The sequence below is a fragment of the Rubellimicrobium rubrum genome, from assembly GCF_006152115.1.
Classification (GTDB): Bacteria; Pseudomonadota; Alphaproteobacteria; order Rhodobacterales; family Rhodobacteraceae; genus Rubellimicrobium; species Rubellimicrobium rubrum.
Genome location: NZ_VDFU01000004.1, coordinates 117,138 through 143,447 on the forward strand (window position 1 = coordinate 117,138; position 26,310 = coordinate 143,447).

A 26,310-nucleotide genomic window follows, 5' to 3' on the forward strand; every position below is an offset into this window, starting at 1 on the left:
GGGTTCAGCCGTCTCCGAGAAGCACCAGAGAGCCCAGGCGGGACATCCCGCCCGTGGTCTGGAGAAGGGGGTAGGTGTTGCTCCGCGGCATCCCGTCCGCATCCCCGCCGTCCGGTGAAAGGAGGGTTCCCGTCAGGGCGAGCGGCCCGGAGAATCGCCCTTCGTCTGCCCCGGAGGCCACAGCGGTCGCCTGATGGGCCTCGAACATCGCCCGGGACTGATCCGCGAGGTCGGCAGGGCGTGGATGGAAGGCGTCCGCAGCCTCGGACCAGCCTTGCCCCTCCTGATGGAGCGTGTTCAGGAGGCCGGCGGCATAGCTGGCATTGGCCAGGGGGTCGAGCATCTGGTCAATGGACACGAAGCTCTCGTGGTGTTCGCTAAAGTTGATCTGGAAGCAACCCAGCTCAAAGTTCTGAATGCCCTGGCCATGGCGCGCTTCGGCGAAAGCCAAGGCTTGGTCGCGGGTGTCGAACCATTGCCGTTCACCCTCGATGGCGACGGTCCAGGGCCAAGGGCGGACGCTGTCGCCGTCCCCACGCCCCGTTTCGGTTAGGCTCACGGCCAAAAGCACGGAAAGCGGCACGCCGGATGACTGGCCGGCGTCCTGGGCCGCCAGCAGGCAAAGGTCCGAATCGTCGGCCAGAGCCGGGGAAGCAGCCAACATTGACAAGAGAACGGCCTGGGCGAGCAAAGGGCCCAAGCTAGGAACGGTGCGCCTACAGGAGCCGGTGCCGTTCGGAGCGACTGGGGTGCCCTGACGCTTTCCCCGCGCGGAATGGACCTCCGTCGAAGCTGGCCATCGGGTCGCTTCGGGGAGCCGGCCGCAACCGACGTCCTGGAAACGCCGAATGCTATCGATTGCCATGGGGTGGCTGGACCCTGGTCCTGTCATCTGGCCGCTTTCTGCTGCACTGGACCACGTTTACGGCAAGGAAGGTTGAGGAAACCCTAACTGGCCATTCTCATTCGATCGGTGCCGCCGCGAGGAGCGCCGCAGCACGCGCCCGCGCCTCTTGCGCCCTTCCAAGAAGTTCGCGGCGTTCGGCCAGCGTCATCAAGGCATTCTCTGGCAGCGGAACGGCCGGGTTTGCGGCGGGGACGGCCGGGGCCGCGGCAAGGACGGTCGCAGGAGGAATGGGCTCGGGGGTCGCCGCTTCGGTGGGCAAAGGCTGGGGGCTTGCAGGCACGGCGATCGGAACGGGCAGCACCGGCGGCTCGACCTCCTGGCCCGGCGCGACGGGCAAAGGCTCAGCCAGGATGGGCAGGGGCGGCAGGGCGGAAAGCTGCGGAAGCGCGGTCTCCCGCTCGGCGGGCGGCGCAGGATCATCGGCCAACGCCGCCTGCTGGTCGGGCTCCTGCCCCTCAGGCAGCACCAGGGCTCCAGCCACGGGCTCCTGATCATCGGGCTCTTCCTGCAAAGGCTCTTCCACCGGGGGTCGCGCCGCGCTCACGGTGCGGTCAGCCTCGGCCTCCGGCTCCAGAGGTGCGGCGGAAGGCAAGGCGGGCGGCGCTCGCAGGCTCCAGGCCTCCTGGGGGAAGCCGAGCTCCGCCAAGCGCCGCGCCACTGGATCGACGGCAGCGGACGGCAGGCCCTCCGGGAGGGCTCCCAAGGCCAGCTCAAGGAAGGAGGCATCGTCCAGCTTCTCGGTCAGGGCCACCACGGTCGCGACGAGCGCTTCGTTGACGTCCTCCGCCGGGTTCAGCTGGCGCTCGTCCTCCAGCAAGGCCAGCGCTTCGTCGAACCGCATGTCGGCTGTCAGGGCGCGCGCTTCGGCAAGCAGGAGCGCGCGAGCCCCCTCCCCCTCGTTCTCGAACCGGAGGGCGCGCGCCAGTTCCAGGGTGTTGTCGGACACGGACCGGCCCTCCTCGATCGACAGGTCGATAAGATCCACCATCGCATCGGGTGTCATGCGGGGATCGCTCTCCGCGATGGTCTCCAGCTCCTCGAGGGCGGGCCCCGGCCCCTCGATCTCCTCGACGATGGCAGCCTGGGCAAGCTCGACGGCGGTGCCGCCATGTTCGGCAAGCGCCGCGATGTCCCGCGCGGCAAGGGCGTCTCCCTGGTCGAGGAAGAGGCCGGCCAAGCGAGGCGCGAGCAGGGATCGCACCTCGTCTGGCAAGGCACGCAGGGCAAGGGTCATGGCCGTCCTCTCGCCATCCCCGGTCATTCGGATGCTCTTGCGCGCGAGGGCGCGCCAGAGGGACACCTTTCCAAGGCAGCTGGCCTGATCGTCCATGGCGTCCGTCGGCACGGGCTCATCGTCCACGATCCGCGCCATGAGCCTGAGGAGATCGCGCTCGCGCGACGACGCCCCGTCCATAGAAAGTGCGGTCAGGGCCTCGCGTCCGAAGCCGAAGGCGAGATAAGCCTGCGCCAAGTCCTCGACACCATTGGGATCGAGACGGTCGCGACCGTCCGTCACCTGCGCCAGACGGGCCGGAAGCTCGGTCTTGAAGTCGCCCTCCCCGGCCCAGGCCGTTAGGTCGAACGACTCATCGGGCAGGCAGGTCGTGCCACGGGCCCCAAGGGTGGGCCTTGTCGAAGGCACATCGGACGCGGTGTGGAAGGCCACGCCGGGCCGGGCCGGGCCACCGACGGCCTCCTCGGGCGTGACCGCGGGATTCGGGTGGGGCGAGTCTGGAACCTGGTCGTGCTTGACGGTCGTGGACGGCGCGGGGTCCTCTCCGGAAAGGACGGGCTCTTGGTCCTGCGCCGACGGGTCGAGGTCCAGAAATCCTTCGGTCGCGGCCTGCGCCATCCCTTCGAGAATGGCCAGCCTAGTTTGATCGACGCGCTCGGCTTCGGTTGGGGCGGCCTCTTCGGCGGGGGGAGCTTCGGTGACGCGGGCGAGGCTGGCCAAGGGACCCAAGGCAGGGGCGACAGGCAGGGTTTCAGTTAAAAGAGGAAGCATGCCCATGCCGGTCAGTGGGGCCGCCAATCGATCGCCGGGCGCAATCCCGCCCAAGGGCGGAGGGCCGTCGATCACATCGACCACGAGATCTACATCGCTGACCAGGTAGGCTTGGGCGTGGCAGTCGCACGGCACCGACAACCGAAGCCGACCATCCCCCCAGGGCGTCAGCAACGCCACGCGATTTCGGGGGATCTTGTCGAAGGCACGGCTGACGTCGAACATCACCGACGGGGGCAGTTGCAGGTCATAGCCTCCCGGCGCAGGCTCCAGGGACCATGGGGCGCCCCTGGGAACCCGGAGCACCAGCCGCGAGAACGTCTCGTGCTCCCCCCCGCGGACGCTGACGTCCTGGGCCCAGGCCGCGCCACCCCAGACCAGCGCAAGGACAAGGGCGGCGACCTTCATGCTGCCTCCTTGGCCGCCTTGAGGGCTTCCTCGAGTTCGGAGAAGCTGGGGCGGTTGTGGCCGGGGGTGGCCTGACGGCCGACCTCGATGCAGATGTTGGGGGCGTGGGCGTGGAGGTTGGCCACCAGCACCTGACGGATGAGCTGGTAGAAGTGGCCGTCCTCCTCCAGCACCATCTTGAGCTTCGTGGCGAAGGGTCCGACGAGGCCGTAAGCCAGGAACACGCCCAGGAAGGTTCCCACGAGCGCGCCGCCGATCATCTGGCCCAGCACCTCGGGTGGCTGGTCGATAGAGGCCATGGTCTTGATCACCCCCAGCACGGCCGCCACGATCCCCAGAGCGGGAAGGCCGTCGGCCACCGACTGAAGGGCGTGAGTGGAGTGCATCGCATGATGCTGCGACGCCTCCATGCGCGTTTCCAGGATTTCCTCGACCTGATGGGGATCGTCGTAGTTCATGCTGCCGGCGCGCAGGGTGTCGCAGATGAGGGCCACGGCCTCCTTGTCGGCCTGGATGCGCGGGTACTTGGCGAACAGCGTCGATTCGCCGGGACTCTCGATGTGCTCCTCCAACGCGACCGGGTTGGAGCGGCTGATCCGGATCAGCGCAAACAGGAGGCAGAGCAGGTCGCGGTAGTCGTCATGCTTCCAACGAGGGCCCTTGAAGACCTTTCCGATGTCCTTGAGCGTATGCTTGATCGAGGCGCCGTCGTTCGAGATCACGAAGGCGCCCACGGCCGCCCCCCCGATCATCATCATCTCGAAGGGCAGAGCCTTAAGGATGAGGCCGAGCTTGCCGCCGGCCAGGATGTAGCCGCCGAAGACCATCACGAAGATGATCACGATGCCGATGATGCCGATCATGCCCGAACCTCCGAGGACGCTGCCCAGCGTTGCAGAGCAAGGTTAAGAATAATGGAAGACAGCCCCTATTCGGTCGGGGCGAGCGCATTGCGCCCGGCCAGGACCGCGCTGATCGCATAGGCGACCTGGGGCTCGAGATTGGTCATGACCGCCGCCGCGGCCTCGGGGCGCATGAGCCCCAGGAACCCGGCCGAGAAGCCTGGGTCCATGGCGCCAAAAAGCGCGGCCGCGTCCTGGGGCTTCATGGCCTCGTAGACGCGGGCCAGACGCGCGACGTCCTCCTGCGCGGCCGAATCGGCAATGGCCAAGGTTGCGGACAACGAGGCTTCGGCCTCCTCGAGCGCGGTGATCTGGGCAGCCAGCTCGGCTTCTACGGCATAAAGCTCCTGCATCCGGGCGTCGATCGCGGCCTCCTTGGCCACGATGCGCTCCTCGCGGGTTTTGAAGGCTGCGAGGAGCTCGGCCGTGCCCTGGCTGGGCACGGAGGCTTCGACAGGGGCTGCCGCACCCTCGCCGGCCAGAACCTGCCCCGCCCCGGCCCCGAGCCGAACGAGAGCCGACAGGAACAGCATGCCGGCCACGACCGGGAGCACGCGCCGGGTCGGGCGGCGCTTGATCGTCGGCGCGGTCATGCCGGCCGTCCCAGCGCGCTCGGGTGTCGGATGAAGACGGGCCCCGGAATCTTGGCGCTGTCCTCGGCGCTGCCAGGCAGGTCGTGCATGGAGGCCATGAGGAGTTCAAGCCGCTTGCCTGCGGCCTCGGCCCGTTCGGAGGCCTGGGCCAGAGTGTCCACGGAACTCTTGGCCGCCCCTTCGGCACGCTGAAGGCTACGGGACAGATCGTCCACTTGGGCGGACAGGACGGCGACCGCGCCGCCGACCCCGCGTTCCAGATCGGTAAAGCGCCGGAGCCGCCGGGACAGGACAAGGCAGTAGATGCCTGCTCCGAGGGCCCCGGCCCCCAGGAGGATGTCGCTCAGCTCGGCAAGAATATCCATGACACCGGGCCTCCGACTCAGTTGACCACGAATTCCATGACCAAGAGATCGCGCACGCGGTCTCCCCCGGCCACGACCTGCACCCGGCGCAGCATCTGCGCCCGCATCCGCATCAGGGCTGCGGGATCCTCGATCTCCCGAGGCTCCAGCGCCCGCAGATATCCGTTCAGGACATCCACCACGCGCGGCGTCAACTCCGTCACCTCGTTGACATGCTCGGGCTTGACCTCGAGCTGACCCGAGAAGCGCAGGAACCGGCGCTCGCCCTGGCCGGGCAGGTTCACCACCAGCGGCGGCAGCGCCACGAAGGCAGCGGGGGTCAGAGCCGGAAGCGCCGCCTTCTCCAGATGCTCGACCGGCTCCTCATGCGCGGAGCCGCCCAGAAGACCCATGCGGACAGCCAGGAACCCCCCGGCTCCACCGATGATCGCAAGGACGAGGCCAAGGATCAGGGGCAGGCGGGATTTGGGGGGCTTCGCCTCGTCAGGTGTGTCGGTCACGGCGGCGGTCATGCGGATTCTCCGGTCGGTGCCATGGAGAATCGTCTTAGACCAAGAGGGGCTAACCGAATCTTAAGGCTGGACAGGGAAGGTCGTGCTGCGGGGCAGAAGTCCCGGCCTTTGCGGGAGGATCCCACATGAACAGCCTGGCATCAGTCTGGAGCAAGCTCGATGGGCGCAAGCGCGCCATCGTGCTGGGCGCGACCTTGGCGATGTTCGCGGCCATCGCCTTTCTGGCGCGAGGGCCCGGCACGGGGAACATGGCGCTCCTGTACGCGGGGCTCGATGCCGCCGCCGCGGGCGAGGTGGTGGCCGCCCTCGAAGCGCGGGGCACCCCTTATGAGATTCGCGGTGACGCGATCTGGGTTCCCGAAGATGCACGCGACCTCGAACGTGTGACGCTGGCCGCTGAAGGCCTGCCGGCCCAGTCCGCCGACGGGTACGAGCTGCTCGATTCACTGTCGGGCTTCGGCACCACGTCCCAGATGTTCGACGCTGCCTATTGGCGGGCCAAGGAAGGCGAGCTCGCCCGCACGATCCTGGCCGTTCCCACGATCCGCACGGCGCGGGTCCACATCTCCGCCGGATCAAGCCGCCCCTTCCGCCGCGAAGATACGCCGACCGCGGCTGTGACGGTGGCCATGAAAAGCGGCGCCCTGAGCGCCGAGCAGGCCAATGCCCTGCGCCACATGGTCGCCGCCGCCGTGGCCGGCCTGTCGCCAGCCGATGTCGCCGTGATCGACGCCGAGAATGGGCTCGTCGCCGGCGAGGACGAAGATCGGGCCACCGATTCGCGGTCCGCGGACCTTGCCAAGCGCGCCGAGCGGATGCTCGAAGCCCGAGTCGGCGTCGGCAACGCGGTGGTGGAGGTCTCGCTTGAGGCCGTCACAGAATCCGAGCGCCTGACCGAACGGAACTTCGATCCCGAAAGCCGGATCGCGATCTCGACGGAAACCGAAGAGAACAAGGCCAGCGGCCAGGGCGGAGGGGGCAACGTGACAGTGGCCTCGAACCTGCCGGATGGCGAGGCCCAGGGCGGTGGTGGCCAAAGCTCCTCGGAGGAAGGGTCTAAGACGATCACCAACTACGAGGTCTCTGAGTCCTCGCGCGAAGTGGTGCGGGCTCCTGGTGCGGTCAAGCGGCTGACGGTAGCCGTCCTGGTCAACGACGTGCCCACGACCGATGACCAGGGGGTGACCACGCTCACCCCCCGCCCGCAAGAGGAGCTCGACGCTCTGAGCGAACTCGTGTCCTCGGCCGTGGGCCTCAACACCGAACGGGGCGACGTGATCACCGTCAAATCCATGCCCTTCGAGCCCTTGGGAACGCTCGGCAGCGAAGCGACTCCGCCAGAAGGCAAGCCCCTCGACCTGATGGGGCTGCTGCGGCCGGCGTTGCTTGCGCTCGTGGCCATCGTGCTGGGCCTCTTCGTGGTGCGACCCCTGCTCCGGCCGGGACAGGAACCGAACCTCCTGCCGATGGCGCCCGCGCTGGGTTCGCCCGACGCGATGGACGAGGGCATGCCGCCCAGCATGGGATTCGGCCCCATGCTGACCGGCGACTTCGGCTCCTCGGACGGCGGCATCGCGGATGCCGAGATCGTCGATCCGGCCACCCGCCTGCGCCGCTTGATCGAAGCCCGCCAGGACGAGACCGCGCAGATCCTCCAGGCCTGGATGGACGACACGCCGGTACCGTCCGCCGCGGAACGCGAGGGCGTCTGAAATGCCCCTTTTCCTTGAAGCCTTCGACGCGCCGGATCCATTTGTCGTTTCCGACGTCCCGGAAGGCCCTTCGGCCGATTGGCTCGATGGGTTCGCCGCCGGCCAGGCCGAAGGCCTTGCCATGGGTCGGGCCGAGGCGGAGGCGGAAGCTTCCCATATCTCTCAGGATCTGGCGCGGACGCTGCAGGACATGGCCTTTGCCTATGCCGAGGCGCGTGGCCAAGTTCTCGCCTCCCTGCGCCCGTTGTTCACGCTCCTGATCGATCGCATGCTGCCGGCCTTGGCCGCCGAATCGCTGGGGCCCTGGATCGCCGAGGCGCTGCTCGATGCGGCACGGACCGACAGCGCGTCGCCCCTTGTGATCGACCTCCACCCCGACCGCATCGACGCCATCCGCGCCTGCCTGCCGCCTTCGCCACCGGCCCGTCTGCGGGCCGAGCCGATGCTGGGCCCCAACGCCGCGCGTCTCAGCCAGCCGTCGCGGGAAAGCGACCTCGATCTCGATGCTTGCCTCGCCGCTCTCCGCGAGGCGCTCTCCGCCCTTCTCGATGATTCCGCAGGAAAGGTCCGTCATGGATGACCACCCCTCCCTCCCCCCGACCCTCGGGGCCGACCACCCCCTTCGCGCGTTGCCCATCGAGGTCACCATCTCGGTCGGCCGGGCCCGCCCGCTCGTCCGCGATCTGCTGGCTCTGGGGCCGGGCGCCGTCCTGCCGCTGGACCGCCGGATCGACGATCCGGTCGAGCTTTACATCGGGGAACGCCTGATCGCCCGTGGCGAGCTTCAGGAACTCGAAGGCGGTGACCCGGGGCAGCTGGCCGTGCGCCTGACCGAGGTGGCGCGGACGAAAGGCGAGCTGGCGTGACCTTCGGCGGGGCGGCAGGGGCCCGGTCGGACCAGACGGGCGGCGCGGAGGGCCAGCACGCCTTCTCAAGGGCGACGCGGCGCTTTGGTGCATGGCAGTGCGCCGGGACGTGGACGGCCGCCCTTACGGTGCTGCTGCCATTGATCCTGCTCCTTTCGGCAGGCCCGGCGGCAGCTCAGAGCCTGTCGCTCAACCTGGGCGGAGATGGCTCCCTGGCGAACCGCTCGATCCAGCTCCTCGTGCTGGTGACGGTGCTGAGCCTGGTGCCCGGGCTGGCTATCATGGTCACCTGCTTCCCCTTCATCGTCACGGTGCTTTCGATCCTGCGGCAGGCCTTGGGGCTCCAGCAGGCGCCACCCAACATGCTGATCGTGACGCTGGCGGTGTTCCTGACCTGGTTCATCATGGAGCCGGTCTTCACCGAAGCCTGGACGGCGGGAGTCCAGCCATTCATCGACGGCAGCCTGCCGCTCGACCAGGCCTTCTTGGCCGCGCTGGGGCCGTTCCGAGTCTTCATGGCAGGACGTGTCGTGGCCGACACCTACGATTCCCTGGTGGCGTTGCGACCCCAGGTCGATGCCGGAACCGCCCCGGTGGACGCGCCGCTGTCGGTGCTGGTGCCGTCCTTCCTCCTGAGCGAGATCACGAGGGCCTTCCAGATCGGCTTCCTGATCTACCTGCCCTTCTTGATCATCGACTTGGTTGTGTCGGCGGTCCTGATGTCGATGGGCATGATGATGGTTCCACCCGCGATCGTGGCGCTCCCCTTCAAGCTTGCCTTCTTCGTCGTCGCCGATGGCTGGAGCCTGGTCGCCGGCAGCCTGGTCCGAAGCTACCTGTAGGGGCCTGCGGCCCGGGTCGGCGGCGCGGCCCTCATGTCGTCGCACGCGACGACGCCAAGCCCGACTTCCATTGCAGCGGCACGCGGCTCCTCGGTTGTGTTTCGGGCTGCCGCGGCGGCTATGCGGGACTCAGCCGTACTGGTGGCGAACGCGTTTTGAGAGGCTGGATCGGCAGGGGCCCCGAAGACAGCAGCGACAGGCACCCGCTTCGCCGGGACATAACCAGCGCAGGCTGCACGCGGCTCCAACTGGCGGGCCTGCCCACCATGGCTGCGTCAAGCGTCAGGACCAACCTGCTCAGACCGGGGCGCTCGACAGTGGGCGACCGATTGGCGCAGAGGTCGCCACTTTGGGCCTGATGGCCCGCAGGTTCAGCCTTGGCCTGCTCTGGCCCACCCGCCAGTGGCCCCGGGGGAAAAGCCGCTCTCTCATCGACGGATCGCTCAGCCTTTGCCTCACATTGCGAGCGAGCGATAGCGAGACACAAATCCGCCCCTTCGCGGCATTGACCAGAGCGCTTCCTTCCGAGCCCGGGCCAGGCATCGCTCCGCTTTCAGAACGAAACTAGCGCATGAGAACGGTTGAGCGCGTGGGTGCGCATGTGAGGTGCCAGCCTTGGCGAGCATCGGTATCGGGACAGGCCAGACTTGTGGCAACGTACCGCCACCTCATCAAGGAAGCGACCCAGCGAACTCTGGCCCATCGACCACAGCATCATGCTGCCGTAGAGCCGGCGTTGTCGCTCGGCGAGCCAGTTCGCCAGTCACCTCGCATGATCGCGGCGGCGCTCAGCGCACAATGAACTCGGCATGCAGCGCACCCGCAGCCTTGATGCTTTTCAGGATGTCGATCATGTCGAGCGGGGCCACGCCCAAAGCGTTCAGGCCGGCCACGACCTCGGACAGGGATGTTCCACCGCCGGTTTCTGCCAGACCGCCCTCGCCTTTGGTGATGGCGGCCTCGGACCGGGGAACCACGACCGTGTCCCCGGGCGAAAACGGGTTGGGCTGCACCACGAGCGGCGCCTCCTCGATCCGCAGGGTGAGATTACCCTGGCTGACCGCGACCCGGTCGACCCGGACATCCTCGCCCATGACGATCGTGCCGGATCGCTGATCCACCACCACGGTCGCGCGCACCTCGGGCTCCACGAGGATGTTCTCGAGTCGCGCCAAGGCATGGGCCGGGGATGCGGTGCCGGTCGCCGCCACGTTCAGGGACACCGTGCCGGCGTCCAGCATCAGCGCGACCGGGCGGCCGAAGTCGTCGTTGACCGCCGCCTCGATCCGAGCAGCCGTCGTGAAGTCGGGGTTGCGGAGGGCCAAGCGAACGGTGTCCAGTGTCGTGAAATCGAAGGCTACCTCACGCTCGACGGTAGCCCCCGACGGGATCGTCCCCGCCGTCGGGACGCCCTGGGTCACGGATGCGGCTTCGCCCTCGGCCGAGATCCCGCCGGCGATGATCGTGCCTTGCGCGACGGCATAGATTTCACCATCGGCGGCGTTGAGCGGGGTCATGATGAGCGTTCCGCCCAGCAACGAGCCTGCGTCGCCGATCGCTGACACGGTGACGTCGATCGATCCACCCGCCCGGGCGAAGGGAGGCAGCTGGGCGGTCACAAGGACGGCGGCCACGTTGCGGGGGCGGAACTGCTCGCCCGTGACGTTCACGCCCAGGCGTTCGAGGATGTTGGCCATCATCTCTTCGGTGAAGGGCGAATTGCGCAACCCGTCGCCGCTCCCGTTCAGGCCCACCACGAGCCCATAGCCCACGAGATCGTTCGAGCGGACACCGTCGAACTCCACGAGGTCCTTGAGACGGATGGGCGCGGCCTGAGCCACCGAATACACGCCACACAGGATGGCTGCCAAAAGGGACCGGGCAATCACCTGAGGTAGCTCAGGAGGCTGAGAGAGGACAGGCGGCTGGTCAGCTCGTAATGGGTCTCGAGTTGGGTGCGAAGCGCCTCGACCTCGGTGGCGGTGGCGTAGGGATCAACTTGCGTCATCTCGTTGCGCATGATGCCCCAGGCCGATGCGCGCGCCGTGTGCCTGGCTGTCGCCTCCTCGACGCGCGACTGCGCCAGGCCCAACCCGGCCCGCAGTTCCGTCAAGGGGGCGGACAAGGACAGGAGGTCGTCGCGCGACCGCTCCAGCAGCTTGGCACCCTCGCCATCGGCCAAGGACAGCGTCGCATCGTTGGACAGGATCCCCTTGGCCGCTGCCTTGAGAAGTCCACGAAGGGCCGGATCGTCCGCGCGAGCACCAAGGGTTACCGTGGTGTCGGTATCCACGGCCCGCGTCAGGTCGGCATCGGAGCCCAGGTAGGCGGATGTCGCAAATCCCCCGGCTGGATCATCGAACCACGTATCGAGGCGCGTGGCGACGTCCGCCGCGGTGGTCGCACCGGCCACGGCGGTGCGGATCTGTGCCATCATGCTCGAGGACGAGGACAGCGCGGCCCCCCCGGCGGCCGTTCCGGAGAACAGGGCGTTCGGCCCTTGCCGAGTGTTCAGGGCCGCTGCCATATCGTCGAATGCGGCTTGGGCGGCCTCTGCAGCGATCTTGCGGCTCCCTGCCACGCCGGGCGACATAAGCTGGTCGACGAGAGTGGTCCGGATCGCATCCACCTCGCCCAAAGTGTCCTGCATGAGGGCAAGCCGGTTCCCGGCCTGCTTCGCGGCAGTGCCGTAGGAGTCGGCCATGGCGAGGCGTCGGTCGATATCGGCCAATGGCGCCGTATCGCCCTTGAGATGGGCGACCATGTCGTTCGCCTGGCCGGACGCCATCTCCTGCGACAGGGTGGCGAGGCGCGAACGGATGTCTGTGTTGTAGCGTTGTCCGGCGAACAACTGCGCGCGGTCTCCGAGTCCCGGAACGGCCATGTCAGATCTCCAGAATGGCTTGCATCATCGCGTCGATGGTCGAAATCACACGAGCGTTCGCGGCGTAGGCCTTCTCGATCTGGAGAAGCATCTGCATCTCGTGGTCGCTGTCGACGCCGTTCGACAGTTCCGACTCGCGCAGCGTGGACCAGCGTGCGCCCGCAAAGCTTTCTTCCTGCTCAGCAGAAAGGCGCTGTGCACCCAAGTCGGACAGGAAGCGGGACGCGTGAAACGCAGCCGATCCGCTCGGCCCACCCACAGTCAGGGTGCGTTCGGTCGTCAGGGCCCTGACCCAGCGGTCGATCTGCCCGGCTTCACTTGCCGGGCCGGGGGTGCCGGCTCCCATGCCATCGCGCAGGCGCCAAAGAGCCCCGCCAGCGGCCGGATCCACACGGCTGTTGACGGCGATGCGACCCGCAAGACCGGTCGTGGCCAACGGGTCAAGGGCGGCGCCATCGTCGGTCAGAAGCCCGGCGCCACCGCCAAGCGTCGCGTCAGTGGACGGATCCTCGAACCGCGTGATGAGGTCGCGGGCCAAGGCGTCCAGGTTCGCCCCGGCTGCCGGCAGGGTCACGTCGCGCAGCGCGAAAGCGGCGCCGAGCGAGCCTCCGGCCAGGCGTCCGATGCCGTCGGCGCCCACCGCCTTGCCATTCAAGGTGAGCCCTTCAAGGCCGCCCGAGGCAAGGGTCATGTCGGCGGTGATCACCGGCGTGGCCTTGAAGCCCACCGTGGAGGCTTGCGTGCCGTCGAGCAGGGTGGCGCCCTGCGGCGTGATGAGGGCGATCGCGCCTCCGGGCCGGTCCATCTCGCGCAAGGGCACAATGGTGGCGACCTTGTCCATAAGCACTTGGCGCTGGTCCATCAGCCCGGTGGCGTCGCGGCCGGTCGTGCGGGCCGTAACGATGTCGCCGTTGAGCTTTGCGATTTTCTGCAGCGAGCCATTCAGGTCCGCGACCTGCGAGGCGATGCTGGCATCCGCGTCGGAGCGTCGGCTCTGGATGCCGGCGGCTCCGTCCCTCAGACTGGTTGCGACGCCGTCCACCCGCTCCAGCACCTGCGCAAGCCGCGTCTCGGACGACGGATCAGCCGAGGCTGACACGAGCGAGGTCTCGAGGGCTTCAAGACGGGCAGACAGGCTCGTCCCGGCCTCCGAAGAGCCGAGGCTGCCCTCAAGGGCCCGGAGGGCGGAAGCCAGCGTCCGGCGGTCGGACAACGTGGTCTCGGCCCCGCGCCGGTCGGCGAGCAGACCTCGGTCGACATTCCGCGTGACCCCGTCGACGCGGACGCCAGCCCCCCGTCCGCCCATCGAGACGGTCGAAAGATCGACGGATCGGCGTCCGTACCCTTCGGTCAGGGCGTTGGCGAGGTTGGCGGACACGACCTCGGCCATGCGGGCGGTGGCCCCTAGGCCCGACAGGGCATTGCCGTAGGCGACGTTCAGGCTCATGGGAGGGACCCTCCGGGGTCAGGCTCAGCGCTTGATGTTCGTGGTTTCCTGGAGCATCTCGTCCACGGTCTGGATAACCTTGGCGTTCGAGGAATAGGCCCGCTGGGTCCGGATCAGCTGGGTCAGTTCCTTGGCCACGTCGACGGCCGACTCCTCGCGGGCGTAGCCTTGGATCGCGCCGGTGGGACCGTCGCCGGCATTCCAGAGCATGAAGTCCCCGGACGACTGGGAGGTCGTGTAAGTCTGGTTCGAGAGCGACGTGAGACCGTTCGGATTGGGAACGTCCACGACGGGGATCTGGTACAGACGGCGGGTGGCGCCGGTGCTGTAGCTCGCGACGACATAGCCGTTGGGGTCAACTTCGATCCCCGTGAGGCTGGAGGCGGCGGCTCCGTCCTTGGTCATGGTTAGGGGCGTGAACTTGCTTGCAAGCTGCGTGAAGCCGCCGGGCTGGTTCGGCCGACCGATGGTGATGTCGATGGGACCGCTGGCCACGTTGACCGAAAGCATGCCGGTCGCTGCATCATAGGCAGCGGCGGGAACCGAGGTAACGGTCTCGATGCGGCCGCCCTGCCCCGTGTCGTCGTCGAACACGATCGTGGCGTTGCCGACCACCGTGCCGGTGGCCTCATCGGTGATGGACATGGCCCAGGTGTTGGACGGCGGAGCGCCCGCCGCCGGCACCGTCGGCGTGATCGTGAAGCTGAGGGTCTGCGCCTTGCCCAGGTTGTCGTAGTAGGTCATCGACAGCGCCTCGGGCCCGCCAGTCGCGCCTGCTTCGGTCGATGCGGCCGGCAGGTTCGCGGTCACCGTCATGGCCGTAGTCGGCAGGCCCACGATCTCGTTGGTGGAGATCTGGACGGGGACGAGGTCGGCGGTCGAGGTCCGGGAGAACTGCGGCGGCGCGCCGTCGTCGCCCACGGGGATGCCCAGGAGCACCATGTTCGAGGGGGTGCGCAGATAGCCGGCGGAGTCCGGTGAGAACGAACCGGTGGTGGTCATCATGAACGATAGGTCGTCACCGCCCGCCGCGACATCGTTGGCCGTGGTCACTGGCAGCATCCCGCGCCCCGTGATGGCCAAGTCGGTCGAATTGGCCGTGCTGGTCAGCGATCCCCGGGCGTCGATCTGCCGCAAGCTAGTGGCCTGCACGCCGCCGGCGGTGTAAGTGGTCCGGTTGCTGCCGATCACCATGGCCGAGAACTCGGTCGTGGCGCGCTTGTAGCCGGCCGTCGCGGAGTTCGCGATGTTATCCGAGATCGTGGCGAGGTTCGTGGCCTGGGCGGCCAACCCGGCGACGCCGGCGTTCATTGAGGACGAGATCGACACGATGAGGGGTCCTTCTGCGGCTTTCGTCGCCTTCCGTCCTAGCCCGTCTGCCCTAACAACCTGCTAACGGCAAAGGGATCAGACCCCGCGGCGCAGCAGCGTGATCTCCACGCGGTCGTTGCGAGGCGCCAGGGGGTCTGCCACGGCAGGGGAACGGTCGGCGTGCCCGACCACGCGGTCGAATCGCTTGGCGTCGAGGCTGTACTCGGCCAAAAGCAGGCGCACCCGTTCGGCGCGGGCCATGGAAAGGTCCCAGACGGGATTATCGGCGAGAACAACCGGTTGAGCCGGCACATGGGCCCCCACCGCCACATCGTTTGTGACGAGATTCGCGACCTCCGCCACCATGGCGAGTAGCTCGCGGGTCACAAGACGCGGGGTGTCGCGATCATCGAAAAGAGGGGCACCGGGCATGGAGAAAAGCTCGATCACCAGACCCTCGTCGGTCAGCCGTGTCACCACATGCTGGAGCGCCTCCTCGGACAGGAGGCTTTCGCCTCCGCGACCCAGGAGCTTGTCCTCGATCTTGAGAAGGGCTGCCGTTTCGGCGGCCTCGGCGGCCGAATCGCCTTCGTTACCCTCGTGCTCGGGAAAGCCGGACGGGCCGATCAGGGCTGGGGCCGACGGGCTGCCGTCCTCGGCGCTCGAGTCCATGGAGCTTGGGGCGTCGCCGCCGAACATGCCATCCGATCCGCCCGACACGCGCGAGAGCGGAACGTCCGGCGAGAAATAGTCCGCCAAGCCCTTGCGCTGCTGCTCCGTGGTGGCGTTGAGCAGCCACATGAGCAGGAAGAAGGCCATCATGGCCGTCACGAAGTCGGCATAGGCCACCTTCCATGCGCCGCCGTGGTGACCATCGCCCCCCGACACCTTCTTGCGCTTCAGGATAATCGGCGCTTCGGACCCCCGAGCCATGTCACGTTCTCCATCTCACCCGACACAGGCATAGGGGTTGAGACGGAAACGTTTGCTTAACGCTTCAAATCACTCGGAAAGTCCTCGACGCATCCACAGCTCGTCGGGCCCGCAGAACTCCACGAGGTCGTGGCCGGCGGCGCGCATGATGCGACCGATCGCCGGGGCGCCGGTGTTGTTCTCGATCGCCCAGACCCCGATTCGGTGGCGTTCGAATGGAAAGGCCGCCAGCGCCGCCTCCTCGCCACCCTCGATATCGAGGGATACGAAGTCGGGATTCGGGAGCCCCGCCTCGGTGAGAAGGCGGGACAGGGTCCGCGTCTCGACGTGCAGGGTCCGCTCCTTGTGGCGCGGATCGGCCCGGACTTGGGCGAGCAGGCCCGAATCATAGCTGCCGGCCAGGCCGCTCATCTGGGTGTAGCCTTCGGCGACCTCCAGGAACTCGGCTTCCCCGTCGGCGCCGGCGACGGCGTAGGGCAGGCAATCGCAACGGCGCACCATCCGGGCCAGCGCGAGCTGGGCTGGAACCGGCTCGACCAGAAGGCCCGTCCAGCCGCGCCGCTGTTCGAGGAAGAAGGTGTTGGAGCCGGTCACGCCGTCGTAGCCGCCGATGTCGGCAAAGGTCAGCCCTCGCCGGCCGCCAAAGATCCGGTCGACCACGGCGTCCTGTCCGGCCTGGGACGTGTAGGCGTAACCGGGGTCCAGCATCCGCCGCAGCTCATGAAGGCGGCGCTGGAGACCGCCTCGGCGGCGGGTCCGCTCCGTCTTCAGTTCGTCCACCGTGTCGTTCAGAACGGCGCGCAACTCGGCCGTCGCCTGGGCAATCCGCTGGTCAGGATGCATCGGACTTCCCGGAGTGGTCGTGGTAGGACTTTTCCTCCACCAGCATCGAGCCGGTGACACGGTTGATCTCGCGCTTGAGGGCGGCCCGGCGATCGTTGGTCCGGTACACGGCCTGCGCCAGTCGGACGAAGTCCGTGCCGAAGTCGCCGGCCGCGTCGCGGGCCCGGATGTCGTCCTCGATGTCCCACAACGCCTCGTTCACGGCCCGAAGCTCGTCTTCAAGCGGGGGCAGCGCAGGGTCAGGCTGGATACCCTGCATGGCCACGCCCTCCAGCGCCAGGAGTTCCCTGGTGACGTTCGCCACCTTCTCCGGGCTCGTGATGCGCGCGGCCTTGATCCGCAGGATGGCGATCTTGTCCAGAAGCTCGCCGGCCGACACTGGCACCAGAAGCTCGGTCATGCGACCCTCCGGGGATTCGGGGCCAGTGCCGCCAGTTCGGCACGTAGCTGGGCGAAGACACCGGCCCAGTCGCGCGGGGCCGGCTGGCGGATGAGCCGCATCGACGGATACCAGGGCGTCGTGTCGCCTTCGGGACGCCAGAGCCAGAAGGCATCCCAATGCAGCAGGGTCCAGACCGGCACGCCGAGGCTGCCCGCCAGATGGGCGGTCGCGGTGTCGGAGGTCACGACCAAGTCCATCTCCTGCATCATCGCAGCGCAATCCGCGAAGTCGCGGTCCGAGCTGCCTGCGTCCACGATAAAGGCCGATGTGCCGTCGGCGTGGAAAGCCGCCAGTTCCGGCCCCTTATAGAGGGAGACCATCTGCAGGCCGGGGACGTCCACCAGCTTGTGCAACTCGGTATGGGGGAAGCTGCGGAAGGCGTTGCCCCGGTATGTGACCGAGCCGCACCACACGACGCCGACCTTGAACCGGTCCTGGAAGGGTGCCGTGATCCGGCGCGCCCGCACTTTGGAGTCCTCGGGCACTGTCAGCCGCGTGGGGGCCTGGATGGCCGGATCAGCTGCGAAATGCAACGTGGGCAGGTCCATCAGGTCCACCCAGACGTCGAAACCCTCGGGCGGGAGGCCCTGCCCGACCCAATCGGCCCCCTCTGCGGCGGCCATGAGCCGGAGAAGAGGCCGTTCGCACGACAAGGCCACGCGCGCGGGGTTGTAGCGGCGCAGGACCGGCATGAACCGGGCAAAGCACAGCGCATCGCCAAAGCCCTGCTCGGGCAGGACCAAGATGGTCTTGCCATCGAGCGGCTCGCCCTTCCAACGGGGTGCATCAAGCGTGCGGGGCGCGAGTTCGCCGGTCAGCCAACGGGCGGCGTAATGCTGGAAGCCCTCCGCGTAGCGGCCTGCCGCCAGTTCCGTCAGGGCCAGTTGGATCGTCAACTCGGCATAGGCGGGAAAGCGGTCCACGGCCGAACGGAGCAGCGCGATCCCTTCGTCGCAATGACCAAGCGCCCGGAGCGACTTGCCCGCCATGGCCAGGTGATTGGGATCGTTGGGTAGGTCCCGGATCAGGTCGAGCCGCAGGGCCAGGCTTCGCTTGTGCTCGCCCACGTCGTTCAGGATGTTGGCGAGGTTGTTACGGATGCCGTCATTGACGGGGTCGATGGCAAAGGCCTTCTCCTGCGCGCGAAGGGCCTGGTCGTGGCGTCCTTCGGTGCGGAACAGCGCGCCGAGGTTGGTCCAGACGCTGGCATCGCTTGGCACGCGGGCCAGATAGGCGGCATAGAGGGGCAGCGCGTCGGCGCGTCGGCCCGCCCGGTGGGCGGCGATGGCGCGATCGCGCAGCGTGGCGGGATCGTCCTCGGGCGATGGGGGGACGTTCATCACTGGGCCGCCCGCTCGCGCCGCTTGATCGGTTGGACCAGACGCTCGGGCCGGCGGGCCTCGGCGGCCTCGAACAGCGAAAAGGTCTGGTTGACGTAGTTCACAGCGCCCGCGATCAGGTCCATGTAATCCTTGAGATCCTGCGTGACCTCGGTTTCCACGACGACCACCCCGCGATCGGGCGGGGTCGTCTCGAACATCGCGTAGAAGAGCGGGTCGCCGCGCCGGAGCCGGATGGGCTTTTCGGGCTCGTGCCACTCGAAGGCCCACATCAGGGGACGCGGCCAGACGTCGATGGGAAAGCGTCCGCCGAAGATGGTGCCGGGCAGCGGGTCCGGCGTGTAGTGCATGAAGGGCGCGACCTGGCTCATGTAGACCGGCTCGTCCGAGACGAAGAGGTAGGGCAGCGAAAGCTGGATCGTCGGCACGCCCGGATGGCGCCATTCGGGTTCGGAGGTCAGGTGGAGCTTTTCCCCGAGCTTGGAGGCCCGGATCGCACTGGCCTCCCCGGACAGGTTGCGCAGCGCGGGCTTGCCCTTGTCGTCGCGGGCAAACCCCACATGAATGTCGAAGGGACAGCGGATCAGGAAATGCCGGGATTCGAGGTTGATCACCGCCGGGCAGCGTGAGGCGCTCTTGGCGTGGCGGCGGTCGAGGTCCACGCTGCGCACCCGTTCGGGCGGGGCATAGATGATGCCGCCCTTCTGCTCGGTCAGGCACCAGCCGACCGTGACGGGCCCACGTCCGCCCTCATGCGCGGGCTGAGGCTCCTCGCCCCGTTCGAAGGTCACCGACAGCTTCATGGATCGACTCCTCACACCTTGGGTGCAGAAAAGCGGAAAGAGCGGCGGAACGCAAAGGCGGCCTGCAACGACTCGTCACGCCCGTGGCCCCGGATCATCGCCGCAGCGGCGGCTCCTCCAGGCGGAGCGCGTCGGATTTGGCGAGCGACAGCGACGCCGTGCCCATGGCCGTGCGTTCCATACCCAGGCGCCGGGCCAGATCCGCCACCGTCAGGCCGGGCTGGGCGCGAACCTCGGCCAGAATCCGCAAGGCCACCTCGATCGTCACGAGATGACGGCGGTACAGGTCGCGGCCCGACAGATGGTCAATCAGCGCCAGGAACTCGGGTCCGACCTCGCGGCCAGGATAAAGCGGCGTGTCGGCCGACAGGGTGGTGGACGGATAACCGGCGTAAAGGTCGAAGGTGTCGATCTCCAGCGGGTTCGGGGAGCCCGGACGAAGCGCCGGGGTCGTGGGAACAGCCCCGGCCCGCCGTTCGGCCAGGGCACGGGCGAGGTCAAGATAGCGCGGGATGACGCGCGACCAGTCGAGATGCTCCCGCACGTGCCATTGACCCGCCGCCCCCATCCGGGCGCGCAGGGTTGCGTCCCCGGCCAAGGCACCCAGCGCCCGCGCATAGGCCGGCACGTCGATCTGCACGTGCCCCTGCACCAGAGTCAGGTGGTGAAGGTAGCCGTCGGTCCGGTCGCCGAACCGGCGGGCGAGGCTGGCCCCCATCCCAGGCGGCGCCATGCGCGTCGGCACTAGGAAGCCCGTCTCGCCATGCAGCACGGTGTCCCGGAAGCCGTCCCAGTCCGGCATCACCACCGGAAGGCCAGCGGCCATGGCCTCCACCGGTACGAGTCCGAAGGTTTCCTGGATCGAATCGGATGGCAGCGTAAAGATGTCGGCGCCCGCCCACACATCGCGACGGATCGCCGGAAGCCGGCCATCCAGGAGGCGCACGGTGACCGAAGGGGCCAGTTGAGCCATCTCGCGGTGGAGCGCCTCCTCCTCCGGTCGGCTCGCCCAACCGGTCAACCATAGATGCACCGGCCGGTCGAGCCCGCGCGCCACCTCCTCCAGCGCAAGGAGGAGTGGGACGGGGTTGGCCTTCTCGACCACCGACAGACGGCCCATCGTCATGACCACGACGGCCTGCTCGGGCACGCCCTGGGCCTGACGGATGGCCTCGCGTCCGCCCGGGCGAGGGACGAAGGCAGCCGCGTCGATGCCCAGGGGGATGACCGGCAACTGCGGCTGCGGCACCCGCCTGGCCCCGAATCGCTGCCGGAAGTAGTCGGCTTCCATTTCAAACTGGCGCGCGACGACCGATTGCACGGCGCGCGAGGTGCAGATGATGGCGTCCCATTCCTCCACAGGCTCGGACATCAGGGCATGAAGGCCCTCGATGATGCGGCGCGTGGAGACCGTATGGGTAAGGCCCACCAGCGAGCAGTTCTGCGGCCCCAGTCGCTGGCGTCGCCAGGACGCGCCGTGATAGCCGGGGCCCGGGAAGAAGACGCAGTCCGCCGCCGAGAAGTCGCCCCCGCCCTGAAGGGCCGTGACGCGGAGGGGGCGCGGCTCCCCCCGGTCGCGCAGGAGCTGTTCCAGCGCCCGGCCGTGGTCGGCGGTTTCAACCAGGGCGCGGATCTCGGCCCCCCCGGCATGGGCCAGCCAGCCGTTCAGGAAGCCGGTCCCCGCCGAACGGCGGCCGACCAGATCCTTGCCCTCGCCCTCGATCTGGTCGGTGTGGAAGAAGATCGCGGGCACGGCGCCAGCAAACGGGGCCGGTCCAGTCAGGCTTGAGGGGGCGGGCCGCTGGCTCATCCCACGCGCCATCAGACCGCCATGTCGAGCGAGCGCGCCTCATCCGAGGCAACGGCCAGATCGAGGATCTTCTGGAGAGCCGCGCCGCGCGCGAAGTCGGGGAGAACCGGCGTGCCGGCCCGGATCGCGGCGATGAAGCGTTGGTAGTTGGTCGGGACCGCCGGGGCCGGCAGGTCGCGCCAGGTTCCGGTCAGCATGTCCTCGCCCAGGGAGCCGCGCAGGACGCTCTTCTCGTTGCTGCCCTGAACCTCGAGGCCGCCCTTGGTGCCGAAGAGCTTCAGCGTCAGGTCGTTCAGATGACCCGAGGCGAAGCGGGAGGCATGGACCACGCCGGTCGCGCCGTTGGACAGGCGCAGGTGCATCACCGCGCTGTCGTTCGCGTCCAGCATGTATTCCCCGATCCTGTCATCCGGGGCCTTGTGGAAGGTCGCAAGGCGGCAGGACACGTTGGTCGGGCTCGAACCGGCCGCATAGGTCGCGAAATCGAGGATGTGGACGCCCACATCGCCCAGCACGCCCATGGAGCCGTGCCCCTTGGACAGGCGCCAGAGCCAAGTGCTGCTGGTGGACCATTCGCCCCAGGCGGGCTGCGTGAGCCAGGACTGGAGATAGGACGCCTCGAAGTGCCGCACCTCGCCGATGGCGCCATCGGCCACTAGGCGCGCCGCCTCGTTGATGGCGGGAACATTGCGGTAGGTGAGGTTCACCATGTTGATCACGCCCGCGAGCGAGGCCGCCTGCGCCATCTCGGCCGCGTGGGCATAGTTGGCGGCCAGGGGCTTTTCGCACATGACGTGCTTGCCTGCCGACAGGAAGGGCAGCGTCGTCATGTAGTGGACCGCGTCGGGGGTGACGTTGGTCACGGCATCGAACTCGCCCCAGTTCAGTGCGTCCTGCACCGAGGCGAACCCCGTCGGGATGCCATGCGCCTCCTGAAAGGCCGCGAGGCGCTCGGGATTGGTGTCGATCCCGGCCACGAGGCTCACTCCGGGGATGGCGGCGTACTTCTCGGCGTGCTGGCGCGCCATGCCGCCCGTGCCCACGATCAAGAGGCGAACCGGCCGTTCGGATCCCTCCGCTACCGAGGCGGGCGCCTGATCCGGAGCCATGACCGCGCTGTCGGCGGGTTGTGTGGCGGCCGTGGTCGCGTTCTGGGCCTCGCCGGTCATCGGTATCCCTCCTCGCCGGCGTGATGGAGCTTGGGGCCGCGCTCCTCGATCGGCTCGAGCGCCGTTTCCACGGGGATATTCGGCGCCTCGGTCGGATCGGCTTGGCGCGGGCCGGGGTTGTAGGCCCATTTGACCGCGTTCTTCAGCACCAGTTGGACATTCGCGTCGTGGTAGGTCGGGTAGGTCTCGTGGCCGGGGCGGAAGTAGAAGACGCTGCCCGCGCCGCGCTTGTAGGTCAGGCCCGAGCGGAACACCTCGCCACCCTGGAACCACGACACGAACACCGTCTCCAGCGGCTCGGGCACGCCGAAGGGCTCGCCGTACATTTCCTCCTGCTCAAGCTCGAAGTGGTCGGGCAGGCCCGCCGCGATCGGGTGATTGCGCGAGGTGACCCAAAGCCGCTCGCGCTCTCCGGCCTCGCGCCAGGTGAGGTTGCAGGGCGCGCCCATGAGCCGCTTGAAGATCTTGGAAAAGTGGCCCGAATGCAGGACGAGCAGGCCCATGCCGCTCCAGACCGCCTCGGCCACCCGCTCCACCACCTCGTCCGAGACCTCCTTGTGGGCGGCGTGGCCCCACCAGAGCAGGACGTCCGTGGCGTCGAGACGCTCCTGCGGCAACCCGTGCTCGGGCTCCTGGAGCGTGGCGGTGGTGGCCTGGATGGCGGGGTCCTGGTTCAGGGCGTCGGCGATGGCCTGGTGCATGCCCTGGGGATAGACCCCAGCGACGATCCTGTTCTTGGTCTCGTGGACGTTCTCGCCCCAAACGACGGTGCGGATGGCCATGATCGGTAGTCTCCCGGTGGATTGGCGCGAAGATGCATGGGGCGCGACGGTAGCGCAACCGGCCTCAGAGTCCCGTGAGTCCGTCCCAGATGAGCTTGACCCCAACCAGAGCCGTCAGTGCGTAGGTGATCGGGTAAAAGACCTCGGCCCGCATGCGGTTGATGATCCAGGCGCCCACGAAGGTGAAGGCGACGGCCACCGGAGCCAGCAACGCCGAGGTGCCGAGGTTCTGCGTGTCGAACTCGCCCAAGGCGGCATAGGGGATCAGCTTGACGTAGTTGACGATGGTGAAGAACGCCACGCTGGTTCCAGTCAGCACCCGAGGGTCGAGGCCGAGAGGCAAGGTATAGACCTGGAACGGGGGACCGCCTGCATGGGCCACGAAGCTCGTGTAGCCGGCGAGCCCTCCCCAGAAGGAAGCCGGGGCGACCCCCTCGGGACGCGCGGCCTCGGGCCGGCGATGCCAGAGCTGCCATAGCCAGCGTCCGACGAAGGCCACCGCCACCACCCCCACGATGAGCCGGACCACCGCATCCGAGACCAGCGCTGCCGTCAGCCAGCCCACGCCAATGCCGGCCATGGCACCGGGCAGCATGAGCGCGAGCGTCCGGCGGCTCCAGGTGCCCCACCAGGTCCATGTCGCCACGAGGTCGGTCAGGCACAGGATCGGCAGCAGGATCGCCGCCGCTTGGATGGGCGGCAGCACCAGCACGAGCAGCGGCACGCCCATGATGCCGACACTTCCAAGTCCCCCCTTGGAGAGCCCCACGACAGCCGCGGCCAGTCCCATGACCGCAAGCGCCCAGGGATCGTGGAAATCCGTCATGTCCATCGGTCGCCCGCCTTGTCCTGCCCGGAGCTTCGTCTGCTCCTTTCACGGACGGGGGTCAACGGCGACCCGGATCGGGGACGGCGCGTTTGCGGAGGGGCTCGGGATGGCCTACATAGGAGGTGCAGCCTTTCGGAGGACATCAGCAATGGCCAGCAAGCTCGAGCAACTCCGGTCCATGACCGTCGTGGTGGCCGACACCGGCGACCTCGAGGCGGTGCGGCGGCTCCAGCCGCAGGACTGCACCACGAACCCGTCCCTGGTGCTCAAGGCAATCCAGAACCCCGCCATGGAGGAGCATCTGGTCCGCGCCGTGGACCAGGGCCGCCATTCGGACCGCCCCGAGGAGACTATCGCGCAGGAACTCACCGTAGGATTGGGCGCGGAGCTGGCCAAGATCGTGCCGGGCCGCGTCTCCACCGAGGTGGACGCGCAACTGTCCTTCGACACCGAAGCGTCCATCGCCAAGGCCCATGCCATCATCGAGGCCTACGACAAGCTCGGCGTGGGCAAGGATCGCATCCTCATCAAGCTCGCCTCGACCTGGGAAGGCATCCGCGCGGCCGAGCGGCTGGAGCGCGAGGGCATCCAGTGCAACCTGACGCTCCTGTTTTCCATGGCCCAGGCCAAGGCCTGCGCCGATGCGGGCGTGTTCCTGATCTCGCCCTTTGTGGGCCGGATCACCGACTGGCACGCCAAGAGCACGGGGCAGACCTACACGCCCGAAACCGATCCGGGCGTCCTGTCGGTCCGGCGGATCTACGACCACTACAAGGCGCATGGCATCGACACGGTCGTGATGGGCGCGTCCTTCCGCAACACCGGGCAGATCGAGGCTCTGGCGGGCTGCGACCGCCTCACCATCTCGCCCGAGCTGATCACGAAGCTCGGCGAGGACCAGGGAGACTTGCCGCGCCAGCTGTCGCCCGGACAGGCTCAGGGCCGGGCCGAGCCCATCTCGGAGCAAGCCTTCCGCTGGGAGATGAACGAGGACGCCATGGCAACCGAGAAGCTGGCCGAAGGTATCCGCAACTTCCACGCCGACGCGCTGAAGCTGGGAAAGATCATCGAAGAACGGCTCGCCAAGGGGCAGGTCGCGCCAGCGGCGGAGTGAGGCGCAGGACCCTGAGACGAAAGAGGGCGGGCCCAGCAGAGGGGTCCGCCCTTCGGCATTCAGGGGTGCCCTGCCCCCTCAGCCGAGCGAATAGCCCGCCCCACGGACCGTCCGCAGCGGATCGTCGCCTCCATGGGCCATGAGGGCCTTTCGCAGGCGTCCGACATGGACATCCACCGTCCGGGTATCGACATACACGTCACGCCCCCAGACCCGGTCCAGCAGCTGCTCGCGCGACCAGACCCGGCCGGGCTTTTCCATCAGGACGGCCAGAAGCCGGAACTCGGTGGGGCCAAGTTTCACTAGGCTCTCGCCTCGCGTCACCCGATGTGTTTCGGCGTCGAGAGCGATGTCCCCGAATTCCAGGACCTGTCCCATCGCTGACGGACGGACGCGACGAAGCTGGGCCCGCACCCGCGCCAGAAGCTCGGCCACGGCATAAGGCTTGATGACGTAATCATCGGCCCCCATCTCGAGGCCCCGCACCCGGTCCACCTCTTCGGATCGGGCGGACAGCATGATGACGGGGAGGCCCCGCGTCTCGGGGCGGAGGCGGATGCGGCGGCAGATCTCGATGCCCGACACGCCCGGCAGCATCCAGTCGAGCACGACGACATCGGGAGGGTCTTCCCGGAGGCTGTTCAGCCCCTCGTCTCCCGAGGCGGCCTGGCTGACCCGGAAGCCCTCGGCCTCCAGGTTGTAGGCCAGCATCTCCCGTTGCGCGGGCTCGTCCTCCACCAGCAGCACATGCGGCGCGAGGGTGGCACGCTGGTTCACGGCGCGCCCATATAGGCGGTCCGGTCACCCTTGGGCCGGTCCTCCTGCGGCTTCTCGCCGGTGACGAAGTAGATCACCTGCTCGGCCATGTTGGTCACGAGGTCGCCCATGCGCTCCAGATTCTTGGCAATGAAGTGGAGATGCATGGCGGGCGTAATGGTGCGTGGATCCTCAAGCATGAAGGTCAGGATCTCGCGGAAGAGCGCGTTGTACATCTGGTCCACGCTTTCGTCGCGGGCCAGAACCTCGCGGGCCAGCTCGGCGTCGCGCCGGACAAAGGCGTCCAGCGTGTCGCGCAGCATGCCCTGCACCTCGCGCGCCATGCGGCGCAGGGAGGCATCGGCCCCTTCGATGCCACGCGTGTCGGCCAGCACGGTCACGCGCTTGGCCATGTTCTTTGCATAATCGCCGATCCTCTCGAGAGAGGCCGCAAGGCGCAGCACCGACAGGAGGATGCGCAGATCGCGGCTGACGGGCGCGCGCAGTGCGATGGTGCGGGCCACCTCCTCGTTGATTTGCTCCTCCAAGGCGTCGATGGCCTTATCGCCCTTGCGGACGCGTTCGGCGGCTTCGATGTCGCGGGCCGTGAGCGCCTCGCTGCCCAGAAGGATGGCGTCTTCCACAAGGCCGCCCATCTTGAGGATGGTGGCCTGTATGGCTTCGAGGTCGCGGTCGTAGGATTTGACGATGTGCTGGTCGTTCATGACGCGCCCT

General features: G+C 68.0%; 26 protein-coding genes. 5 read left to right on the forward strand and 21 right to left on the reverse strand.

Annotation, left to right across the window (positions count from 1 at the left end; genetic code table 11):
• Positions 1–4 precede the first annotated feature (4 nt).
• The 6 genes from FHG66_RS05265 to FHG66_RS05290 form a co-directional block, all read right to left on the reverse strand.
• Positions 5–664, reverse strand: coding sequence for a lytic transglycosylase domain-containing protein (locus tag FHG66_RS05265; protein ID WP_139075692.1), 660 nt, complete (start codon positions 662–664; stop codon positions 5–7).
• Positions 665–962: 298 nt separating this feature from the next.
• A complete protein-coding gene (locus FHG66_RS05270) occupies positions 963–3,320 on the reverse strand; it encodes a flagellar biosynthesis protein FlhF (protein ID WP_139075693.1) in 2,358 nt (785 codons plus the stop codon).
• Positions 3,317–4,183 (reverse strand): flagellar motor stator protein MotA, encoded by an 867-nt coding sequence (gene motA, locus FHG66_RS05275; protein WP_139075695.1) that lies wholly within the window; start codon positions 4,181–4,183, stop codon positions 3,317–3,319. Before motA ends, FHG66_RS05270 begins: the two co-directional genes overlap by 4 nt.
• A gap of 65 nt (positions 4,184–4,248) precedes the next feature.
• Entirely contained in the window at positions 4,249–4,815 is a 567-nt protein-coding gene (locus FHG66_RS05280) for a MotE family protein (protein ID WP_139075697.1), read from the reverse strand.
• A complete protein-coding gene (locus FHG66_RS05285; RefSeq protein ID WP_139075698.1) occupies positions 4,812–5,180 on the reverse strand; it encodes a hypothetical protein in 369 nt (122 codons plus the stop codon). The genes FHG66_RS05280 and FHG66_RS05285 overlap by 4 nt, the downstream gene beginning before the upstream one ends.
• A 17-nt stretch (positions 5,181–5,197) precedes the next feature.
• On the reverse strand, positions 5,198–5,692 hold the full coding sequence (locus FHG66_RS05290) for a flagellar basal body-associated FliL family protein (protein WP_176556134.1): 495 nt from the start codon (positions 5,690–5,692) through the stop codon (positions 5,198–5,200).
• 125 nt (positions 5,693–5,817) lie between these two features.
• Between FHG66_RS05290 and fliF the strand changes: the two genes are divergently transcribed.
• From fliF to fliP, 4 genes are all read left to right on the forward strand, one after another.
• Positions 5,818–7,404, forward strand: a complete 1,587-nt coding sequence (fliF, locus tag FHG66_RS05295) for a flagellar basal-body MS-ring/collar protein FliF (protein WP_139075700.1) — start codon at positions 5,818–5,820, stop codon at positions 7,402–7,404.
• Between the two features lies 1 nt (position 7,405).
• Positions 7,406–7,984 carry a FliH/SctL family protein gene (locus FHG66_RS05300; protein WP_139075701.1) on the forward strand — a complete coding sequence of 193 codons (579 nt, stop codon included), beginning with the start codon at positions 7,406–7,408 and terminating at the stop codon, positions 7,982–7,984.
• On the forward strand, positions 7,977–8,270 hold the full coding sequence (locus tag FHG66_RS05305; RefSeq protein WP_139075702.1) for a FliM/FliN family flagellar motor switch protein: 294 nt from the start codon (positions 7,977–7,979) through the stop codon (positions 8,268–8,270). Before FHG66_RS05300 ends, FHG66_RS05305 begins: the two co-directional genes overlap by 8 nt.
• Positions 8,271–8,398: 128 nt before the next feature.
• A complete protein-coding gene (fliP, locus tag FHG66_RS05310; protein ID WP_139075805.1) occupies positions 8,399–9,112 on the forward strand; it encodes a flagellar type III secretion system pore protein FliP in 714 nt (237 codons plus the stop codon).
• Positions 9,113–9,900: 788 nt separating this feature from the next.
• Here the strand turns inward: fliP and FHG66_RS05315 are convergent.
• The 13 genes from FHG66_RS05315 to FHG66_RS05375 form a co-directional block, all read right to left on the reverse strand.
• A complete protein-coding gene (locus FHG66_RS05315; protein ID WP_139075703.1) occupies positions 9,901–11,001 on the reverse strand; it encodes a flagellar basal body P-ring protein FlgI in 1,101 nt (366 codons plus the stop codon).
• Positions 10,998–11,996, reverse strand: a complete 999-nt coding sequence (locus FHG66_RS05320) for a flagellin (RefSeq protein WP_139075704.1) — start codon at positions 11,994–11,996, stop codon at positions 10,998–11,000. Before FHG66_RS05320 ends, FHG66_RS05315 begins: the two co-directional genes overlap by 4 nt.
• 1 nt (position 11,997) lies before the next feature.
• Complete coding sequence (gene flgK, locus FHG66_RS05325; protein WP_139075705.1) at positions 11,998–13,443, reverse strand: flagellar hook-associated protein FlgK; 1,446 nt, start codon at positions 13,441–13,443, stop codon at positions 11,998–12,000.
• 24 nt (positions 13,444–13,467) lie between these two features.
• Positions 13,468–14,772 (reverse strand): flagellar hook protein FlgE, encoded by a 1,305-nt coding sequence (locus tag FHG66_RS05330; RefSeq protein ID WP_139075706.1) that lies wholly within the window; start codon positions 14,770–14,772, stop codon positions 13,468–13,470.
• A gap of 78 nt (positions 14,773–14,850) precedes the next feature.
• On the reverse strand, positions 14,851–15,687 hold the full coding sequence (locus tag FHG66_RS05335; RefSeq protein WP_139075707.1) for a flagellar motor protein MotB: 837 nt from the start codon (positions 15,685–15,687) through the stop codon (positions 14,851–14,853).
• 69 nt (positions 15,688–15,756) lie between these two features.
• Complete coding sequence (locus FHG66_RS05340) at positions 15,757–16,530, reverse strand: FkbM family methyltransferase (RefSeq protein ID WP_139075708.1); 774 nt, start codon at positions 16,528–16,530, stop codon at positions 15,757–15,759.
• Positions 16,520–16,930 carry a DUF6165 family protein gene (locus FHG66_RS05345; RefSeq protein WP_139075709.1) on the reverse strand — a complete coding sequence of 137 codons (411 nt, stop codon included), beginning with the start codon at positions 16,928–16,930 and terminating at the stop codon, positions 16,520–16,522. The genes FHG66_RS05340 and FHG66_RS05345 overlap by 11 nt, the downstream gene beginning before the upstream one ends.
• The gene (locus FHG66_RS05350) at positions 16,927–18,312 is read right to left on the reverse strand and encodes a tetratricopeptide repeat protein (RefSeq protein ID WP_139075710.1); all 1,386 of its coding nucleotides are present in this window, start codon (positions 18,310–18,312) and stop codon (positions 16,927–16,929) included. The genes FHG66_RS05345 and FHG66_RS05350 overlap by 4 nt, the downstream gene beginning before the upstream one ends.
• The gene (locus tag FHG66_RS05355) at positions 18,312–19,115 is read right to left on the reverse strand and encodes a hypothetical protein (protein WP_139075711.1); all 804 of its coding nucleotides are present in this window, start codon (positions 19,113–19,115) and stop codon (positions 18,312–18,314) included. The genes FHG66_RS05350 and FHG66_RS05355 overlap by 1 nt, the downstream gene beginning before the upstream one ends.
• Before the next feature lie 94 nt (positions 19,116–19,209).
• Positions 19,210–20,925 carry a glycosyltransferase gene (locus tag FHG66_RS05360; protein WP_176556135.1) on the reverse strand — a complete coding sequence of 572 codons (1,716 nt, stop codon included), beginning with the start codon at positions 20,923–20,925 and terminating at the stop codon, positions 19,210–19,212.
• A gap of 11 nt (positions 20,926–20,936) precedes the next feature.
• Positions 20,937–22,094 carry a Gfo/Idh/MocA family protein gene (locus tag FHG66_RS05365; RefSeq protein ID WP_246082468.1) on the reverse strand — a complete coding sequence of 386 codons (1,158 nt, stop codon included), beginning with the start codon at positions 22,092–22,094 and terminating at the stop codon, positions 20,937–20,939.
• The gene (locus FHG66_RS05370) at positions 22,091–22,876 is read right to left on the reverse strand and encodes a ThuA domain-containing protein (RefSeq protein WP_139075713.1); all 786 of its coding nucleotides are present in this window, start codon (positions 22,874–22,876) and stop codon (positions 22,091–22,093) included. The genes FHG66_RS05365 and FHG66_RS05370 overlap by 4 nt, the downstream gene beginning before the upstream one ends.
• Before the next feature lie 64 nt (positions 22,877–22,940).
• Positions 22,941–23,708, reverse strand: a complete 768-nt coding sequence (locus FHG66_RS05375) for a sulfite exporter TauE/SafE family protein (RefSeq protein ID WP_246082469.1) — start codon at positions 23,706–23,708, stop codon at positions 22,941–22,943.
• A 145-nt stretch (positions 23,709–23,853) separates the two neighbouring features.
• Here FHG66_RS05375 and tal point away from each other — a divergent pair, with 145 nt between their 5' ends.
• Positions 23,854–24,819 carry a transaldolase gene (gene tal / locus FHG66_RS05380; RefSeq protein WP_139075714.1) on the forward strand — a complete coding sequence of 322 codons (966 nt, stop codon included), beginning with the start codon at positions 23,854–23,856 and terminating at the stop codon, positions 24,817–24,819.
• 78 nt (positions 24,820–24,897) lie between these two features.
• Here the strand turns inward: tal and phoB are convergent, their stop codons facing one another.
• Both phoB and phoU read right to left on the reverse strand, forming a co-directional pair.
• A complete protein-coding gene (gene phoB, locus FHG66_RS05385) occupies positions 24,898–25,596 on the reverse strand; it encodes a phosphate regulon transcriptional regulator PhoB (RefSeq protein WP_281282904.1) in 699 nt (232 codons plus the stop codon).
• Positions 25,593–26,300 carry a phosphate signaling complex protein PhoU gene (phoU, locus tag FHG66_RS05390; RefSeq protein ID WP_139075715.1) on the reverse strand — a complete coding sequence of 236 codons (708 nt, stop codon included), beginning with the start codon at positions 26,298–26,300 and terminating at the stop codon, positions 25,593–25,595. The genes phoB and phoU overlap by 4 nt, the downstream gene beginning before the upstream one ends.
• Positions 26,301–26,310 lie beyond the last annotated feature (10 nt).